At 72.7% G+C, this 16337-nt stretch carries 17 protein-coding genes and 1 pseudogene; 9 read left to right on the forward strand and 9 right to left on the reverse strand.

Going from position 1 to position 16337, the window contains the following annotated elements; all coding sequences use genetic code 11:
- On the forward strand, positions 1–147 hold the full coding sequence (locus ACIPN7_RS09030) for a hypothetical protein (RefSeq protein ID WP_400540191.1): 147 nt from the start codon (positions 1–3) through the stop codon (positions 145–147).
- Between the two features lie 20 nt (positions 148–167).
- Here ACIPN7_RS09030 and fdhD read toward each other — a convergent pair whose 3' ends face one another.
- Positions 168–1073, reverse strand: coding sequence for a formate dehydrogenase accessory sulfurtransferase FdhD (fdhD, locus tag ACIPN7_RS09035; RefSeq protein ID WP_400540193.1), 906 nt, complete (start codon positions 1071–1073; stop codon positions 168–170).
- Positions 1074–1147: 74 nt separating this feature from the next.
- Positions 1148–1552 carry an ester cyclase gene (locus ACIPN7_RS09040; protein ID WP_400540195.1) on the reverse strand — a complete coding sequence of 135 codons (405 nt, stop codon included), beginning with the start codon at positions 1550–1552 and terminating at the stop codon, positions 1148–1150.
- Positions 1553–1739: 187 nt separating this feature from the next.
- Here ACIPN7_RS09040 and ACIPN7_RS09045 point away from each other — a divergent pair, with 187 nt between their 5' ends.
- Both ACIPN7_RS09045 and ACIPN7_RS09050 read left to right on the forward strand, forming a co-directional pair.
- Positions 1740–4067 carry an FdhF/YdeP family oxidoreductase gene (locus ACIPN7_RS09045; RefSeq protein ID WP_400540197.1) on the forward strand — a complete coding sequence of 776 codons (2328 nt, stop codon included), beginning with the start codon at positions 1740–1742 and terminating at the stop codon, positions 4065–4067.
- 60 nt (positions 4068–4127) lie between these two features.
- Positions 4128–6092: a sigma-70 family RNA polymerase sigma factor gene (locus ACIPN7_RS09050; RefSeq protein WP_400540199.1), complete on the forward strand. Its 1965-nt coding sequence runs from the start codon at positions 4128–4130 to the stop codon at positions 6090–6092.
- 124 nt (positions 6093–6216) lie between these two features.
- Here the strand turns inward: ACIPN7_RS09050 and ACIPN7_RS09055 are convergent.
- Together ACIPN7_RS09055 and ACIPN7_RS09060 are read right to left on the reverse strand one after the other, a co-directional pair.
- Positions 6217–6606: pseudogene (locus tag ACIPN7_RS09055) on the reverse strand (cation acetate symporter); the annotation flags it as partial.
- 3 nt (positions 6607–6609) lie between these two features.
- Positions 6610–7416: a MerR family transcriptional regulator gene (locus ACIPN7_RS09060; protein WP_400540201.1), complete on the reverse strand. Its 807-nt coding sequence runs from the start codon at positions 7414–7416 to the stop codon at positions 6610–6612.
- A 90-nt stretch (positions 7417–7506) separates the two neighbouring features.
- Here ACIPN7_RS09060 and ACIPN7_RS09065 point away from each other — a divergent pair, with 90 nt between their 5' ends.
- The 3 genes from ACIPN7_RS09065 to ACIPN7_RS09075 are packed head-to-tail and all read left to right on the forward strand — an operon-like array spanning position 7507 to position 9721.
- Positions 7507–8313, forward strand: a complete 807-nt coding sequence (locus ACIPN7_RS09065; RefSeq protein WP_400540203.1) for an SDR family oxidoreductase — start codon at positions 7507–7509, stop codon at positions 8311–8313.
- A gap of 36 nt (positions 8314–8349) precedes the next feature.
- Entirely contained in the window at positions 8350–8700 is a 351-nt protein-coding gene (locus ACIPN7_RS09070; RefSeq protein ID WP_400540205.1) for a nuclear transport factor 2 family protein, read from the forward strand.
- 40 nt (positions 8701–8740) lie between these two features.
- A complete protein-coding gene (locus tag ACIPN7_RS09075; protein WP_400540207.1) occupies positions 8741–9721 on the forward strand; it encodes an epimerase in 981 nt (326 codons plus the stop codon).
- A 97-nt stretch (positions 9722–9818) separates the two neighbouring features.
- Here ACIPN7_RS09075 and ACIPN7_RS09080 read toward each other — a convergent pair whose 3' ends face one another.
- The 3 genes from ACIPN7_RS09080 to trmB all read right to left on the reverse strand — a co-directional run bounded on the left by ACIPN7_RS09080 (position 9819) and on the right by trmB (position 12791).
- Positions 9819–11453: a cation acetate symporter gene (locus ACIPN7_RS09080; protein ID WP_400540425.1), complete on the reverse strand. Its 1635-nt coding sequence runs from the start codon at positions 11451–11453 to the stop codon at positions 9819–9821.
- Positions 11454–11464: 11 nt separating this feature from the next.
- A complete protein-coding gene (locus ACIPN7_RS09085) occupies positions 11465–11803 on the reverse strand; it encodes a DUF485 domain-containing protein (RefSeq protein ID WP_397392813.1) in 339 nt (112 codons plus the stop codon).
- A 193-nt stretch (positions 11804–11996) separates the two neighbouring features.
- A complete protein-coding gene (gene trmB, locus ACIPN7_RS09090; protein ID WP_400540209.1) occupies positions 11997–12791 on the reverse strand; it encodes a tRNA (guanosine(46)-N7)-methyltransferase TrmB in 795 nt (264 codons plus the stop codon).
- 130 nt (positions 12792–12921) lie between these two features.
- Here trmB and ACIPN7_RS09095 point away from each other — a divergent pair, with 130 nt between their 5' ends.
- Entirely contained in the window at positions 12922–13101 is a 180-nt protein-coding gene (locus ACIPN7_RS09095; RefSeq protein WP_400540211.1) for a hypothetical protein, read from the forward strand.
- Positions 13102–13135: 34 nt separating this feature from the next.
- A complete protein-coding gene (locus ACIPN7_RS09100) occupies positions 13136–13432 on the forward strand; it encodes a hypothetical protein (RefSeq protein WP_400540213.1) in 297 nt (98 codons plus the stop codon).
- A gap of 18 nt (positions 13433–13450) precedes the next feature.
- Here ACIPN7_RS09100 and ACIPN7_RS09105 read toward each other — a convergent pair whose 3' ends face one another.
- Positions 13451–14014: a TetR/AcrR family transcriptional regulator gene (locus ACIPN7_RS09105; RefSeq protein ID WP_400540215.1), complete on the reverse strand. Its 564-nt coding sequence runs from the start codon at positions 14012–14014 to the stop codon at positions 13451–13453.
- Between the two features lie 86 nt (positions 14015–14100).
- On the opposite strand from ACIPN7_RS09105, the gene ACIPN7_RS09110 reads away from it, so the two are divergent.
- Positions 14101–15102 carry an alpha/beta fold hydrolase gene (locus tag ACIPN7_RS09110; protein WP_400540217.1) on the forward strand — a complete coding sequence of 334 codons (1002 nt, stop codon included), beginning with the start codon at positions 14101–14103 and terminating at the stop codon, positions 15100–15102.
- Here the strand turns inward: ACIPN7_RS09110 and ACIPN7_RS09115 are convergent.
- Complete coding sequence (locus tag ACIPN7_RS09115; RefSeq protein ID WP_400540219.1) at positions 15099–16322, reverse strand: HupE/UreJ family protein; 1224 nt, start codon at positions 16320–16322, stop codon at positions 15099–15101. The two genes, ACIPN7_RS09110 and ACIPN7_RS09115, sit on opposite strands and share 4 nt — an antisense overlap.
- Between the last annotated feature and the right edge of the window lie 15 nt (positions 16323–16337).

Raw genomic sequence — 16337 nt, forward strand, 5'->3', positions numbered from 1 at the left:
ATGGTCGAGCAGACCCAGGAGCGCACGCCGGAGCAGCCGCCGAACCAGGTCCCGCGGCTGGTCCTCACCTGGCTCGTGGTGACCGTCCCGCTGGCCTACGGGCTGTTCCAGACGGTCCGGAGCGTCATCCCGCTGTTCACGGGGTGAGGTGCCGGGGGCGGGCCGGCTCAGCGCAGCCGGTCCGCCCGCGTGTAGACGTTCATCGAGTCGCCGCGCACGAAGCCCAGCAGGGTCAGGCCGCACTCCTCGGCCAGGTCCACGGCGAGGGTCGACGGCGCGGAGATCGCGGACAGCACCGGGATCCCGGCCCGCGCGGCCTTCTGCACCAGCTCGAACGACGCCCGCCCGCTGACCTGGAGCACCGTCCCGGCAGCGGGCAGGGCGCCGTCGCGCAGGGCGGCCCCCACCACCTTGTCGACGGCGTTGTGCCGGCCCACGTCCTCGCGCACGTACAGCGGCTCGCCGTCGGCGGTGAACAGGCCCGCGGCGTGCAGGCCGCCGGTGCGGTCGAAGGCCCGCTGGCGCTCGCGCAGCAGGTCCGGCAGGGCGGCGATCACGCCGGTCCCGACCGTGACGGCGTCGCGCGCGACGGGCCAGCGCAGCGCGGCCCGCACCTCCACCACGGTGTCCGACCCGCACACCCCGCACGCGCTCGTCGTCGCGAACGCCCGTTGGCGCGGGGGCTCGACGCCGGGCGCGAGCGCCACCTCGACGGTGTTGTCCTCGTCGGGGCACAGGCGCATCCCCGCAATGTCCTCGCGGGCCGTGACGGCGCCCTCCGAGACCAGCCAGCCGGCGACGAGGTCGAAGTCGTCGCCCGGGGTCCGCATCGTGACGGTGAGGGTGCTCCCGGCAGGTCGGGCGCCCGGCAGGACGCCGTCCGGCAGCACGCCGCCCACGGGGACGACGCCGCCGGCCGGGACCGCGCCGAGCGGCCGTGCCCTGCTGACGAGATCGCCGGGCCCGACCAGCCGGACCATGAGCGGTTCCTCGACGGCGAGCGTGTCCGGGCGCGCCGCGCGGGCGCCCTCGCGGACGCGGACCACGCGGCGTCGGTCGGTGACGACTCCCATACGGCCAGTCTCGCACCTTCGCCACACACTTTCGTGACCGATATGTCCGGCCCGGCGACGTCAGGCCGGTGTCGTCAGGTCGTCGGCGTCAGCCCGAGCTGGTCGAGGAGGTCAAGCTGGTCGAAGTAGAAGTCGTGCCGGACGATCTTCCCGTCGGAGACCGTGGCGATGTCGACGCTGCGCATACGGATCCGCTTGCCGGTCGGCGGAACGCTCTGCCCGTCGGGCAGCTTCATCGGACTGGTGTGGGTTCCGCTGAGCTCGCCCTGATCGATGGCGGACTCGTCCGTCTCCAGCTCCCGCTCGGAGCGATAGTCCCGGTCCGAGAACGCGCTGACGAAGTCTTGGTTCCACTGGATGAAGGCGTCGATGCCGTGCAGTGTCCCGGCGTCCGGCGTGGTGACCACGACGTCCGTGTCGTAGACCTCCCGCAACGCGTCGAGGTCTCCGGCGACCAATGCTCCGGTGAACCTGCTCATCAACTCACGTGCCTGTCCCATGGTGTGCCTCCCGAGGAACAAATGGGGCAACCGGATGGCCCAGGACAGGCCGTCCGGAGTTGATCCCAGTCAACCGCCGCTCGGACGTGGGCGCCATCCCACCCATGGTCGGCAGGTGTTGATCGCGCTCTCCCGGCCCAGGTGGAACCGGCGTAGGGTCGACATCGTGACCGACGTGAGCGACGTGGCCCGCACCGACGCCCCCGAGAAGACCCTGCGCATCGGGCCGCCCAAGACGGCGGCCGCTGGCGTGCCCGGGGTGGTCCACGGCCTGGCCCACGTGTTCGAGGAGGCCGGCGTGGGGCGCGGGTTGCGCACGCTGCCCCTGATCAACCAGCAGCGCGGCTTCGACTGCCCCGGCTGCGCGTGGCCGGAGCCCGGCAAGCCGCACCTCGCCGAGTTCTGCGAGAACGGCGCCAAGGCGGTGGCCGAGGAGGCCACCCGCAAACGCGCGGACGCCGCGTTCTTCGCCGAGCACGCGATCTCGGAGCTCGCGACGTGGACCGACCACCGGCTGGGCAAGTCGGGGCGGATCACCGAGCCGATGCTGCGCGAGGAGGGCGCCGACCACTACCGGCCGGTGTCCTGGGACGAGGCCCTCGACCTGGTCGCCGGCGAGCTGCGCGGCCTGGACACCCCCGACCAGGCGGCGTTCTACACGTCCGGCCGCACCAGCAATGAGGCGGCGTTCGTCTACCAGCTGCTCGCGCGCAAGCTCGGCACGAACAACCTGCCCGACTGCTCGAACATGTGCCACGAGTCGTCCGGCACCGCCCTGGTCGAGACGCTGGGCATCGGCAAGGGCAGCGTGTCCCTGGAGGACATCACCGACCACGCCGACCTGATCGTCGTCGTCGGCCAGAATCCCGGGACCAACCACCCGCGCATGCTCACCGCGCTGGAGGAGGCCAAGGACCGGGGCGCCCGGATCGTGGCAATCAACCCGCTGCCCGAGGCGGGGCTGCAGACGTTCAAGAACCCGCAGCGCGTGCGGGGCGTCGTGGGGCGGGGCACCAAGCTCGCCGACCGGTTCCTCCAGGTCCGCCTCGCCGGCGACCTGGCCCTGTTCCAGGCGGTGAACCGCCTGCTGGTCGAGGCCGACGACGACGCCCGGACCGCCGGGCACGCCCCTGTGCTGGACCACGAGTTCATCGCCGAGCACACCTCGGGCTTCCCGGAGGCGGTGGCCGCCTGGCGCGCCGTCGACCAGGCCGACGTCGAGCGAGCCACGGGCCTGGACTGGGCGGAGATCGAGGCGTTCGTCGACGACGTGAAGGCCGCCGACCGCATCATCGTCTGCTGGGCGATGGGCCTGACCCAGCACAAACAGGCCGTGGCGACCATCCGCGAGGTGGTCAGCTTCCTGCTGCTGCGCGGCAACGTCGGCCGCCCGGGCGCGGGCGCCTGCCCCGTCCGCGGCCACAGCAACGTGCAGGGCGACCGCACCATGGGCATCTGGGAGCGGCCCACCGAGCCCTTCCTGGACGCGCTGGCCACGGAGTTCGGCTTCGAGCCGCCGCGCGCCCACGGGTACGACGTCGTCGACACGGTCCGGGCCCTGCGCGACGGGCACCTCAGGGTCTTCATGGCGGTGGGCGGCAACTTCGCCGCGGCCACCCCGGACAGCGCGGTCACCGAGGCCGCGCTGCGCGAGGTGCCGCTCACGGTGCACGTGTCGACCAAGCTGAACCGCTCGCACGTGCTGCCCGGCAGGCGGTCGCTGGTGCTGCCGTGCCTCGGCCGCACCGAGCGGGACACGACGGGTGGGCGCGAGCAGGTGGTCACCGTCGAGGACTCCATGAGCGTGGTGCACGCGTCGCGCGGTCGGCTGGCCCCGGTCTCGGACGCCCTGCGCAGCGAGACCGCGATCCTCTGCGACCTGGCCCGGCGCGTGCTCGGCCCGGCGGATCCGACGCCGTGGGAGGAGTTCGCGGCCGACTACTCCCGGATCCGCGACTCGATCTCCCGCGTGGTCCCGGGCTTCGAGGACTTCGACCGGCGGGTCGCCGAGCCCGGCGGGTTCGTGCTGCCCCACCCGCCGCGCGACGCCCGGCTGTTCCCGACGACGACGGGCAAGGCCAACTTCACGGTCAACGAGCTCGAGATCGTCCAGGTGCCGGAGGGTCGCCTGCTGTTGCAGACCGTCCGCTCCCACGACCAGTTCAACACCACGGTCTACGGCCTCGACGACCGGTACCGCGGCGTGAAGAACGGGCGGCGCGTCGTGTTCGTGCACCCGGACGACCTGGCCTCCGGCGGTCTGGCCGACGGCGACACGGTGAACCTGGTCAGCGAGTGGCCCGGGCCGGGCGGCGGGACCGACGAGCGCCGGGCCGAGGGCTTCCGCGCCATCTCGTTCCCGACGGCGCGCGGCTGCGCCGCGGCGTACTTCCCGGAGACGAACGTGCTGGTCCCCCTGGACCACACGGCGGACCAGAGCAACACCCCGGCCTCGAAGTCGGTGGTGATCCGCCTGGAGCCCGCCAACGGCTGACGCCGGGTCCCACACCGGACCCAACCTCCCGCCAGGCCCGTGCGTAGGGTTCGTATGACCATGCACAACAAGACCGCCGACGACGACCGCGTCCGGGTGCGCGTCGCTCCGCGCCGGGACAGACATCCTGACGACGAGTTCACCGACTTCGTCCGGGCGAACCACGCCTACCTGTACCGCACCGCGCTCCTGCTGTCCGGCGTGCCCCACGTGGCCGAGGAGCTCGTCCAGGCCACGTACGAGCGGGTCTACCGGTCCTGGGCAACGGTCCGGCCGGAGACGGCCCGCGCCTTCGCGCGCAAGGTCCTGATGAACCACCGCGTCTCCGCGTGGCGCCGCGGGTCGCGCGAGGTGCTCACGGGCGACGAGTCGCTGCCCGTCCCGCCGTTCCAGGACCAGACCCCTGCGGTACTCGTGCGCGACGAGCTCGTCCGGGCGCTGCAGCAACTTCCCCGCAACGAGCGCCGGGTCGTGGTGCTGCGTCATCTGTACGACCTGCCCACCGCGGCAGTCGCCGCCGAGCTCGGGATCGCCGAGGGCACTGTGAAGGCAGCCACGTCCAGAGGTTTGGCCCGGTTGCGTGACCTGCTGGACGCCACCGCGGCACGCAGCGTCGACACCATCACCGTCGCGCCTTTCGACGAGGAGGCCGTGCTGTCCAGCAGCAGGGCCGCGGCCCGCCGCCACGCTGTCGGCCGCGCCGCAGCGGTCTCCGCCGCCGCCCTGCTGGTGGTGGTCCTCGCCCTGGGCGCAGCGGCCTGGTGGCCGACGTCAGCCCGGGTACTGCCCGGTGCCGACATGCTGCGCTCGTGGATCGGCCTCGACCCGGTGGCGGAGGCCGACCGGTCCGGTACGACGGACGAGCTGCCGCCCGGGGCGATCGCGCGGTGCGCACCCGCGGAGCCCGCGGTCGTCGGCCCGGTGGACGAGTGGTCGTTCGTCACGAACGGGGCCGTCCTGGCAGGTGTGGTCCAGGTGCCCGAGGTGTCACCCGGGGCAGACCGGCTCCCCGGCGCATGCCGGCTCACCGCCGAGGATGCCACGGTCGTGCACGCGCCGACGAGCGACCCGGCGGGCTACACGCCCGCGCAGGCCTGGGGAGCCTTCGAGGAGACCGGCGTGTTCTGGCAGATCGACTGGCCCGGCCTCGTCCCGAACGGGCCGGCCGGCGAAGAGGCGGGGTTCGTCCGCACCGAGCCGGGAGGTGCGAGCCTTCTCCTGTACGGGGAGGACGTCGCCCCCGACCAGCACACCCTCATCGCGACCGCCGCCCGCCGGGGCGTGCTGGCGTACGCCGTGCGGGACGAGAACGACGACGTGCTCAGCATCGCGACGATCTCCGCCGACGGCGGCAGGGAGCACGTCGCCGATTCGCCCGGCCGGCTCGGACGGGTGTGGCTGACGGACGACCGGGTCGTCTGGCAGGACGAGCAGGGCGCGGTCCGGCTCGCTCCGCTGGACGGGTCCGGGACGCCTACCGTCCTGACCGACGGGGCGGACGCCGTCGCCACGAACGCCGAGGAGATCCTCACCGCGACACCCGACGGATCGGAGGACCCGAACTGGCTCACGATCACGTCCCACCGGGTGGGCGGCACGAGCGCCGCCGTCGCGAGGCTCGCCGTCGCCTCCCCGATCGAGGGATCCGTCGGACGGGTAGGTTGCCTCGCCGGCTCCGCGGAGATCCTCGTCTGGTGCATGGGCGGCGAGACCGGCCAGGCGAACGCTGACACGGCCGGAGGGTTCCTCGGGTCGGATACCGCCACCGGGACAGCCACCGAGCTGTACGTGATGGACCGTCGGACCGGGTCCACGACCGTGGTCCGCGGCCAGGCGGGCTGGGCCGAGGCGCCGGTCGTCGTCGGGCGGACCGTCCTGGTCGGCTCGGCCCTGATCGGCGGGGCCGCCAACGTCCTCCGGACGGCACCCGACGGGACCATCCGCCTCACCCCGCTGAGCCACCCCGAGGAGAGCCTCCTCGGCCTGGGGAACGACGGTGTGCAGCTGGCCGTCCCCCGCCCCTGACAGGCCCTACCGGCCGTCGGATCGTAGATGCTGGGCGGCCGGTGACCGGGTCCACGGGAACGACGGCGGCCGGGGTACCCCGGCCGTCGTCGGACTGCTGCACGCCGGGCGTGTCAGGGACGGGTCAGTGCGCGACCGCCTTCTCGGCGCCCGCGCCCGTGAGGGAGCGGACCTCCATCTCGGCGTACTTCTCCGGGTGCGACCGCTCCTTGCTCAGGTAGGTGCCGACGATGCCGAGCACGAACGCGAGCGGGATGGTCACGATGCCGGGGTTGTCGAGCGGGAACCAGTGGAAGTCGATGGCCGGGTTGCTGATCATCGACTTGCTGAGCCCGGTGACGGGGTCCGCGGGCTTCCCCGAGACCACCGGGGAGAAGACGATCAGCACGACCGTCGAGATGAGGCCGCCGTAGATGCTCCACAGCGCGCCCGACGTGTTGAACCGCTTCCAGAACAACGAGTAGATGATCGTCGGCAGGCCCGCTGAACCCACTCCATCGAGTGCTGGCGAGACGGGTCAGGGAGTGAGGCGGAAGACCGGCCAGGCCAGCTCCGTGCGCCAGGCGGCGGGGTCCGCCGTGTCGGCCGGGGTGACCAGGTACGTCTCGTGCACGGGGCCGTCGACGGCGAGGGCGTGGTCGACGACCCAGGCGCCGAGCCGCCCGTAGGTGACGTCGATGTCGTCGTGCGGGCCGTGGTGGACGACGGTCGCGAGCTCCGCGGCGGGCAGCTCCACGGGCCGCACCCGGCCGCGCTCCGGCGGGTCAACGACGGGCCGGTGGACCAGGACCGAACCCCGGCCGTCGCGGAACAGCTCGTTGGCATACTGCCCGCCCGGCGGCCCGAGCCGCTCGTGGCCCGCGACGGCGGCGTCCAGCTCGGCCATGGCGTCGGCGTACCAGGTCAGCACCTCGTCGTGCGCGACGACGCCCGTGATCGCCGCGACCAGGCGGGCCGGCTCCGCGCGCAGCACCACCTCAGGCGGCTGCGCCGGGCTGAGCAGCTGCCGCAGCGAGGCGACGGCGGTGCGCGTCCGGTCCAGCTCCGCCTCCAGCCGGCGCAGGTGCCCGGCGACCAGCTCGGCCCGCGCGTCGGCGTCCGACGTGGCGAGGATCTGCCGCACCTCGGCCAGCGGCACGTCCAGCTCGCGCAGCCGGTGGATCACCTGGGCCGGCGGGATCTGCGCGGCCGTGTAGTAGCGGTAGCCGCTGAAGGGGTCGACCCGGTCGGGCTCGAGCAGACCGGAGTCGTGGTAGCGGCGCAGCGTCCGCACGCTCAGGTGGGTGAGCTCGGCGAACTCGCCGATGGTCAGGCCTCGGGTCACGGCACCACTGTGCACCCTCCCCCGGCGGGAGGCTCGACCGGTCGCGGAGGGCCTTGACCCTCTCCCTGCGGGAGACCCCAGCCTGGGGACATGCTCACCCCAGAGAACAACGGTTCCCTCAGCGACCGCCTCGACGGCCGGCGAGCCCTGGTGACCGGTGCCAGCAAGGGCACGGGCGCCGCGGTCGCCAAGCGGCTGCGCGCGGCGGGCGCGACGGTGCTGGGCGTGGCCCGCACCGCACCCGACCCGCACCCCGGTCCACCGGGCTTCGTCGCGGCCGACCTCACGGCACCGGATGGTGCCGCCCGGGTCGCCGAGCACGTCGCGGAGCACCTCGGCGGCGTCGACGTCCTGGTCCACACGCTCGGCGGGTCGCACTCGCCGTCGGGCGGCTTCGCGGCGATGACGGACGACCACTGGGCCGACGAGCTCGCCCTGAACCTGCTCGCCGCGGTGCGCCTGGACCGCGCCCTGCTGCCCGGCATGATCGCCGCCGGCAGGGGCGCGGTGGTGCACGTCTCCTCGATCCAGCGCCGGCTGCCGCTGCACACCGCCACGCTCGGCTACGCGGCGGCCAAGGCCGCCCTGACGACGTACAGCAAGGGGCTGGCCGTCGAGGCCGCCCCGCACGGTGTCCGGGTCAACGTCGTCTCGCCCGGCTTCATCCGCACGTCGAGCGCCGAGGCACTGGTCGAGCGCCTGTCCGCCGGGCAGGGCATCAGCCGCGAGGCGGCGCTGGAGCAGCTCATGGACTCGCTCGGCGGCATCCCGCTCGGGCGACCGAGCGAGCCCGAGGAGGTGGCCGAGCTCGTCGCGTTCCTCGTCAGCGACCGGGCGGCGGCCATCACGGGCGCCGAGCACACGATCGACGGCGGGACCGTCCCGACGGTCGGCTGACGTCGTCCGACAGACCCAGCAACGAAAGGAAGAACCATGAACGCATCCATCACCGGGGGCCTGGCCCTGCCCGCCGTCCTGACCGCGCACCTCGCGGCGCACGAGGCCCGCGACGCCGAGCGGGAGCTGGCCTGCTACGCGGCCGACGCCGTCGTCACCGACGAGGGCCGCACGTACCGCGGGCTGGCGGCGATCCGCGCCTGGCTGTCCCGCGCCGCGAGCGAGTACACCTACACCAGCGAGCTCACCGCCGTCCGGCAGGACGACGACACGCACTGGACCGCCGTGCGGCACCTGGAGGGCGACTTCCCGGGCGGCGTGGTCGACCTGCGCTACCGGTACACCCTGACCGCCGACCGCATCGCGGAGCTGACCATCGCCCCCTGACCCCCAGCCCGCCACGGGGACTCCCGATACCCTGCAGCGCATGACCGAGGCGAAGCGGGCCGTCGTGGCGGGTTGGAACGGCTTCATCGGGCGGGCGCTGGTCGACGACCTCGTCGCGCGCGGCTACGACGTCGCGCGCGTCGGTCGTAGCGGCCCGGACGTGCGGTGGTCCGACGACCCGGCGACCCTCCGGGACGTAGTCGACGGCGCCGAGCTGCTGGTCAACCTCGCGGGCAAGAGCGTGGGCTGCCGGTACACGGACCGGAACCGTGACGAGATCCTGCGCTCCCGTGTCGACACCACCCGGCAGCTGCACGACGCCGTCGCGGCCTCCGCCCGTCCCCCGCGGCTGTGGCTCAACGCGAGCACCGCGACGATCTACCGGTACGCGCTGGACCGGCCGCAGACCGAGGACGGCGGCGAGCTCGGCGCCGGGTTCTCCGTGGACGTCGCGCGGAGCTGGGAGCACGAGCTCTTCGCGGGGCGCCTGCCGGAGACCCGGCGGGTCGCCCTGCGCATGGCGATCGTGCTGGGCGGCCCGGCGTCGGACATGCTCGCGCGGCTGGCGCGGTTCGGCGTGGGCGGCCCGCAGCTCGACGGCTGGTGGTTCCAGCACCGCCGCTACCGCGGCATCGGCGACCGTCCGACGGGCGGCCCCGTGCCGGTGCATCACAGCGGCGGCCGGCAGAAGTTCTCGTGGATCCACGTCGACGACGTCCTGCGGGCCGTCCGGTTCCTGGAGCAGCACGACGAGATCTCGGGGCCGGTCAACCTCGCCGCGCCGCACCCGGTCGACAACCGGACGCTCATGGCGGAGCTGCGCCGCGCGACCCGCATGCCGATCGGGATCCCTGCGCCCCGCTGGCTGCTGGAGCCCGCCGTGTGGGCGCTGCGGAACGAGGCGGAGCTGGTGCTCAAGAGCCGCTGGGTGCTCCCCGAGCGGCTGACCGCCGCGGGCTTCGCCTTCCGGTGGCCCGACCTCGCCCCTGCGGTCGACGACGTCGTGCGCCGCCGCATGTGACCCGCCGTGACACGACGACGGCCGTGGTCACCTCCCGGGAGAGGTGACCACGGCCGTCGTCGGGCAGCGAACCGGACGCCGCCTCAGGCGTGCCGGATCAGTGCGCGACCGCCTTCTCGGCGCCCGCGCCCGTGAGGGAGCGGACCTCCATCTCGGCATACTTCTCCGGGTGCGACCGCTCCTTGCTCAGGTAGGTGCCGACGATGCCGAGCACGAACGCGAGCGGGATGGTCACGATGCCGGGGTTGTCGAGCGGGAACCAGTGGAAGTCGATGGCCGGGTTGCTGATCATCGACTTGCTGAGCCCGGTGACGGGGTCCGCGGGCTTCCCCGAGACCACCGGGGAGAAGACGATCAGCACGACCGTCGAGATGAGGCCGCCGTAGATGCTCCACAGCGCGCCCGACGTGTTGAACCGCTTCCAGAACAACGAGTAGATGATCGTCGGCAGGTTCGCCGACGCCGCGACGCAGAACGCCAGCGCCACGAGGAACGCGATGTTCTGCCCGTTGGCGAAGATGCCGCCGATGATCGCGATGATGCCGATCACGACCACGGTCCAGCGGGCCACCCGGACCTCGCCGTCGGGCGAGACCTGCCCCTTCTTGATGATCGAGGCGTAGATGTCGTGGGAGAAGCTCGCCGCCGCCGTGATCGTCAGGCCGGCCACCACCGCGAGGATGGTCGCGAAGGCGACCGCCGCGATGATGCCGAGCAGGATCTCGCCGCCGAGCTCGAACGCGAGCAGCGGTGCCGCCGAGTTCTGCCCGCCCGGCGCCGCGAGGATCGCCTCAGGGCCCACCAGCGCGCCCGCGCCGTACCCGAGCACCAGGGTGAACAGGTAGAAGATGCCGATCAGCCAGATCGCGACGACCACGGACTTGCGGGCCTCCTTGGCCGACGGCACCGTGTAGAACCGCATGAGCACGTGCGGCAGGCCCGCGGTACCGAGCACCAGTGCCAGCGCGAGCGAGAGGAAGTCGAGCTGCGACAGCGCCGTGGCGCCGTACTGGAGGCCCGGTTCGAGGATCGCCTCGCCGTTCTCGCCGGCCATGTTCACGGCCTCCTGCATGACGGCCGAGAGGCTGAAGCCGAAGCGCGCGAGCACCCAGATGGTCATGGCGCCGGCGCCCAGGATGAGCAACGTCGCCTTGATGATCTGCACCCAGGTGGTGCCCTTCATGCCACCCACCAGCACGTACAGGATCATCAGGGCGCCGACGACGGCGATGACCAGGCCCTGTCCGCCCTTGTCCGTGATGCCGAGCAGCAGGGCGACGAGCCCGCCGGCGCCCGCCATCTGGGCCAGCAGGTAGAAGAACACGACCGCGAGCGTGGACAGCGCCGCGGCCATCCGGATCGGCCGCTGCTTGAGCCGGAACGACAGCACGTCCGCCATCGTGAACTTGCCGGTGTTCCGCAGCAGCTCGGCGACCAGGAGCAGCGCGACCAGCCACGCGACGAGGAAGCCGATGGAGTACAGGAAGCCGTCGTACCCGTTGACGGCGATGGCGCCCGCGATGCCCAGGAAGCTCGCGGCGGACAGGTAGTCGCCCGCGATCGCGGTGCCGTTCTGCGTGCCGGTGAAGTTGCGGCCGCCGGCGTAGAAGTCCGCGGCGCTCTTGTTCTGCCGGGAGACGCGGAAGACGACGACGAGCGTGACCAGCACGAACGCCGCAAAGATGCCGATGTTGATCCAGGTGTTGCCGACGTTCGTGGCCTCCGCCGCCATGACTGTCCCGTTCACAGCTCGCCCCCCTCGATCTCCTCGCGCAGGGCCTGCGCCCGGGCGTCGAACTTGTTGTTGGCCCACCGCGCGTAGAGCGTGGTGATCACGAACGTCGAGACGAACTGCAGCAGCCCGAAGATCAGCCCGACCGTGATGGTCCCGGACACGCGGATGCTCATGAACTCGTGCGCGTACGTGCTCATGAGGGCGTACAGGAGGTACCAGACGAGGAACAGCGCCGTCATCGGGAAGACGAAGTTCCGGAACGCCCTGCGCAGGCTCTGGAACTCGTCCGATCGCTCGACACGTTGGTAATCGGTTTCGGCAGGCCCTGCTGCCTGTACGTCACTCATGACGCCTCCATTGGCTCATGGGGGCGCGCGCTCTGCCGCGGCCCATGTGCGCATCTCGCACCCGGCCCAATGTGCCGTACCTCACACGCCGGGGGCAAACAGTTCAGACGGCGCGTTTCCGGACTTGACCAAGTCGTTACATTCGAACGGTATCTGCCCCCCCGCCTCGGGGAAGGACCTGGTCAGCGCGACGTCAGCGGCGGACGTACTCCAGGTCGGCGATGCCCCGCCCGGCGTCGTGCGCCTTGCGCTCGAACCCGGTCAGCACACGACGCTCGAACCGCGGCGCCAGGACGCCCGGACCGTGCGCGTTGACGAGGTTCTCGTCGGCCTCCAGCACCTCCACCATCTGCTCGGCGTACTCGGCCCAGTCGGTCGCGAGGCGGAGGGTGCCGCCGGGTCGCAGCACGCGCGCCGCGAGCGCCGCGAACTCCGCCGTGACCAGGCGGCGCTTGTGGTGGCGCGCCTTGTGCCACGGGTCGGGGAAGAAGACCCAGAGCTCGTCCACCGAGCCGGCCGCGACGGTGGTCTCCAGCAGCTCGGCCGCGTTGGCCTGCACGAGCCGTAGGTTCGGCAGCCCGTCCTGCCCGAGGGCCGCCCCGGCCCGCTCGGCGCGCGCGATCGTGTGCACCAGCCCGGGCTGGTACACCTCGACGGCGAGGTAGTCCCGGTCGGGATCGGTCGAGGCCGCCCCGACGACGGCGTCGCCCAGCCCCGAGCCGATCTCGACCACGAGCGGGGCCGTGCGCCCGAAGAGCGCCACCGCGTCCAGCACGTACTCCGGGTGCACGGAGGTGCGCGCGATCGCGCGGGGCACGTCGACGACGTAGGCCGTGCGGCGCTCGGCCCAGAGCCGCTTCTGCTTGTCCGTGAGCCGGCCGGAGCGGCGCACGAACGACACCGGCTTGGTCCGGAACCCCGAGAGGTCGAGCGGGGTCTCGGTGTCCTGACGCGCGGTGTCGGGCTGGGCGGAAGCGGGCTGACTCACGGGAAAAGCGTACGAGGTCGCGGGCGGGCGTTGCGTATCCGCACCGATTCCCGGCCCGACGTGCGGACCCGCGGGCGCGCCGGGCAGGCTGGGCGCAGCCGCCTCAGCCCGCAGAGTCAGGAAGCAACGCATGCTCGCCATCGCACCCGGAGCACGACCCCACAAGAAGGCCGCCCTTCCGCGTGACTGCGAGCGGGACGAACCAGTCGACCTCCCGCTCGTCTCGAGCGGCGACCCGATCTTCGCCTCGCGCACCGACGAGATCCTCAGATCGACGATCCCGGGACCGGACGACAGCCGACCGTCGTGACCATGTCGTCAGTCCCATCCGATCGGAACCACGCATGACCGACCGCGGCTCCTGCACGCGCGTGGAGCTCGACGGGCGACGGATCGTCGTCGACCTCTCCGACGCCGACGGCGACCAGCTCACCACCATGGCGGCCCGGAGCGGTACCTCCGGGCCGCAGCTCGTCCTGGGCTGGATCCGGCGCGGGCTCCTCGACGGCCCGGCCCGGGACCCTCGCGCCTGGGACGGGCCCGTCGACCGGGGCGCCCGCCTGGTACGGGACGTGGAGGTCGCGCGCCAGGCCGACGAGGCCTTCGGCGACCTGTTCAGCAGTCCGGACCGCTCAGACTGAGAGACACGCCCGGGCCGGTCACGCCCGGCTCACCTCCGCCTCCAGCATCCCCACCGCCTCGCCCGGCTCCAGGTCTCGGACCAGCACCCGCAGCGTGAGCCCGTCGGCGAGGGCCAGCAGCCGCCGGGCCTGGGTCAGCGCCTGCCCGTCGCTCGCGCCACGGTCGGCGACGATCAGCCGGACGCACTCGTCCTCGGCGCCCCGCCGCGCCTCGGCCAGCACCTGGCGGACGGCGGCGTCGTTGATCGACTTGGCCACGTAGGCGTACCAGACGGTGACGCCGACGCGCCCGGCGTCGTCCCGCGGGATCTGCTGGGTCATGACGTGCAGCAGCCGCTCGCGCGGGGCGGCGTCGGCGGTCTCCTGGTACCCGCCGTGGGCGCGGTCGACCAGGGCGGTGCAGCCGGCCAGGACGAGGGCGTCCTTGGTGCCGAAGTAGTGCTGGATGCGCCCCATCGAGACGCCGGCCTCCGCGGCCACGTGGCGCAGGCTGACGCCCTCGATCCCGTGCTGGGCGATGACCAGCCAGAGCGCGAAGACGATCTCCCAGCGACGCTCCTCATGGTCCACGACTCTCGGCATACGACGAGGATAGCAATGCGGTCGCATCGTTACCTGTTACGATGCGACCGTATTGTAAAAACCGTCCGGCCCCGGAAGGACCTCCGATGCGCACCTCAACCACCGGCCCGAAGCGCCGCCGCTGGCCGACCGTCCTGCTGGCCGTCGTCGCGGCGGTGTCCACGAGCGGGCTGGTGCTGCTCGTCGCCGCGGGCGGCCCCGGCGTCGGCCACTTCCGTACCCCCGAGGCCCGCCAGGCCTACGAGGACGCGTACGCCGACGCCCTGGGCCGCCTGCCCGAGCCCACCGCGACGCACGACGTCGAGACGAGCTTCGGCACGGTCCGCGCCTACGCCTGGGTGCATCCCGGGAACCCCGACGCGACCCCCGTCGTCCTGCTGCCGGGCCGCTCCGCCGCGGCCCCGATGTGGGGCGACAACCTGCCAGACCTCGTCGAGCACCGGACCGTCTACGCCTTCGACACCCTCGGCGACACGGGCCTGTCCGAGCAGGCGGTCCCGCTGCGCGACATGGGCGACTCCGCACGCTGGGTGGACGAGGCGATGGCCGGGCTGGACCTCGACCGGGTCCACCTCGTGGGGCACTCGCAGGGCGGCGGGCTGGCAGCGGCCGTCGCCGTCCGGCACCCGGAACGGCTGGCCAGCCTCACCCTGCTCGAACCGGTCATGACGCTGGGCGTGATGCCGCTCTCCGTCATCCTGACGACCATCCCGGTGTCGCTGCCGTTCTTCCCGGACTCGTGGCGCGAGTCCGCGCTGAACCGGATCGGCGGCGTGTCGGACGACGAGGTGGACCCCGACGACCCGCTGGCGCGGATGATCGCCGTCGGCTCCAAGAGCTACAGCTCGTCGGGGCTGCCCAGCCCCTCCGTGCTGAGCGACGCCGACCTGAGGGGGCTGGCCATGCCCGTGTACGTGGCGATCGCGAGCGACTCGTCGCTGGCGGGCGGCGAGGCGGCGGCCGAGAAGGCGCGGCTCATCCCGGACGCACAGGTCAAGATCTGGCCGGACACCACGCACTCGCTGCCCATGCAGGTCGCCCCGGCCCTCGACGCGGAGCTCGAGACCTTCTGGTCGGCGCACCCTTAGCCGGCGCCGGCCAGGCGGTCCACGACCCAGTACAGGGCCACCGCCGCGATCGCCGCGCAGGCCGACAGGAGCAGCCAGCTGGCCGTGCGCGGCGCTCGCACCCGCAGCAGCACCAGCAGCGGGAACACCACCGCGATGATGCCGAGCTGCACCGCCTCGATGCCCACGTTGAACGACAGCAGCGACCACAGCAGGGTCCACGACCAGGCCGCGTCGATCCCGAGCGCGCCCGCGAACCCGACGCCGTGCACCAGCCCGAAGACGAACACGACCGGCAGCCGCCACCGGTCCCACGCGGTGTGCTCGTCGCGCGTCCCCGCAGGGGCCCGCCAGCGCAGGGCGTCCCGCACGAGACCCGAGGCCGCGCCGCCTCCGGACCCCGCCCCGCCCCGCCGGATCAGCACCAGGTCCACCAGCGCCACGACAGCGATCGACGCCGCGATCACCGGCTCGACCACGATCGCCGGCACCGACACGACGCCGAGGGCCGCGAGCAGGAACGTCACGGAGTGCGCCACGGTGAACGCCGTGGCCGTCAGGACGACGTCGCGCAGCCGGCGCGACCCGATCAGCAGCGCCAGCAGGAAAAGCACGTGGTCGATGCCGAACAGCAGGTGCTCACCGCCCAGCACGAAGAACTCCCCGACCTGCTTCAGCAGGCGGTTCTCCCCCGTCGTCAGGGTGGGCGACGCCGCGGTGAGCACCGCCGAGCCGTCCTCCTCGTCGAGCGAGTACCGGATGATCGTCTCGGTCGAGTGCACGAACGACTCGGCGTCCGGGAACAGGGCGCTGGAGACCTCGTGCACGCCCTCGGGCTCGCCGTCGCAGGCGAAGGAGTAGGTGAGCGAGGCATAGGCCCGCTCCCCCCGCTCGACGATGTCGGCAGCGGAGAGCGAAGGCCCGCACGGCTCGCCGTCGTACGTGACCGCGAACCGGTCGGTGACGTACCCGTCCACCTCGGCCTCGTGCTCGTCGAGCTGCGCGAGCTGGTCGTCCCGGCCGGTCGCCTCGTACGCCTCGGCCCGCAGCCAGGCGGACTTCATGAGCAGGTCGTACTCGAGGTCGAGCACGGCCACGACATCCGGCCCGCCGCCCTCCGGACCGGAGGACGACGGCGCCGTGGTCACCTCGGCGTAGACGTCACTGGTGGCGTCGTGCGCCGAGGCGACCTGCCCCACGGCGGGGCTGCTCAGTACTGCGAGCAGCCCCGCCAGGGCCACGGAGCGTCCGCGGAG

The sequence above is a fragment of the Promicromonospora sp. NPDC090134 genome (assembly GCF_044746965.1).
In the GTDB taxonomy this organism is placed as follows: Bacteria; Actinomycetota; Actinomycetes; order Actinomycetales; family Cellulomonadaceae; genus Promicromonospora.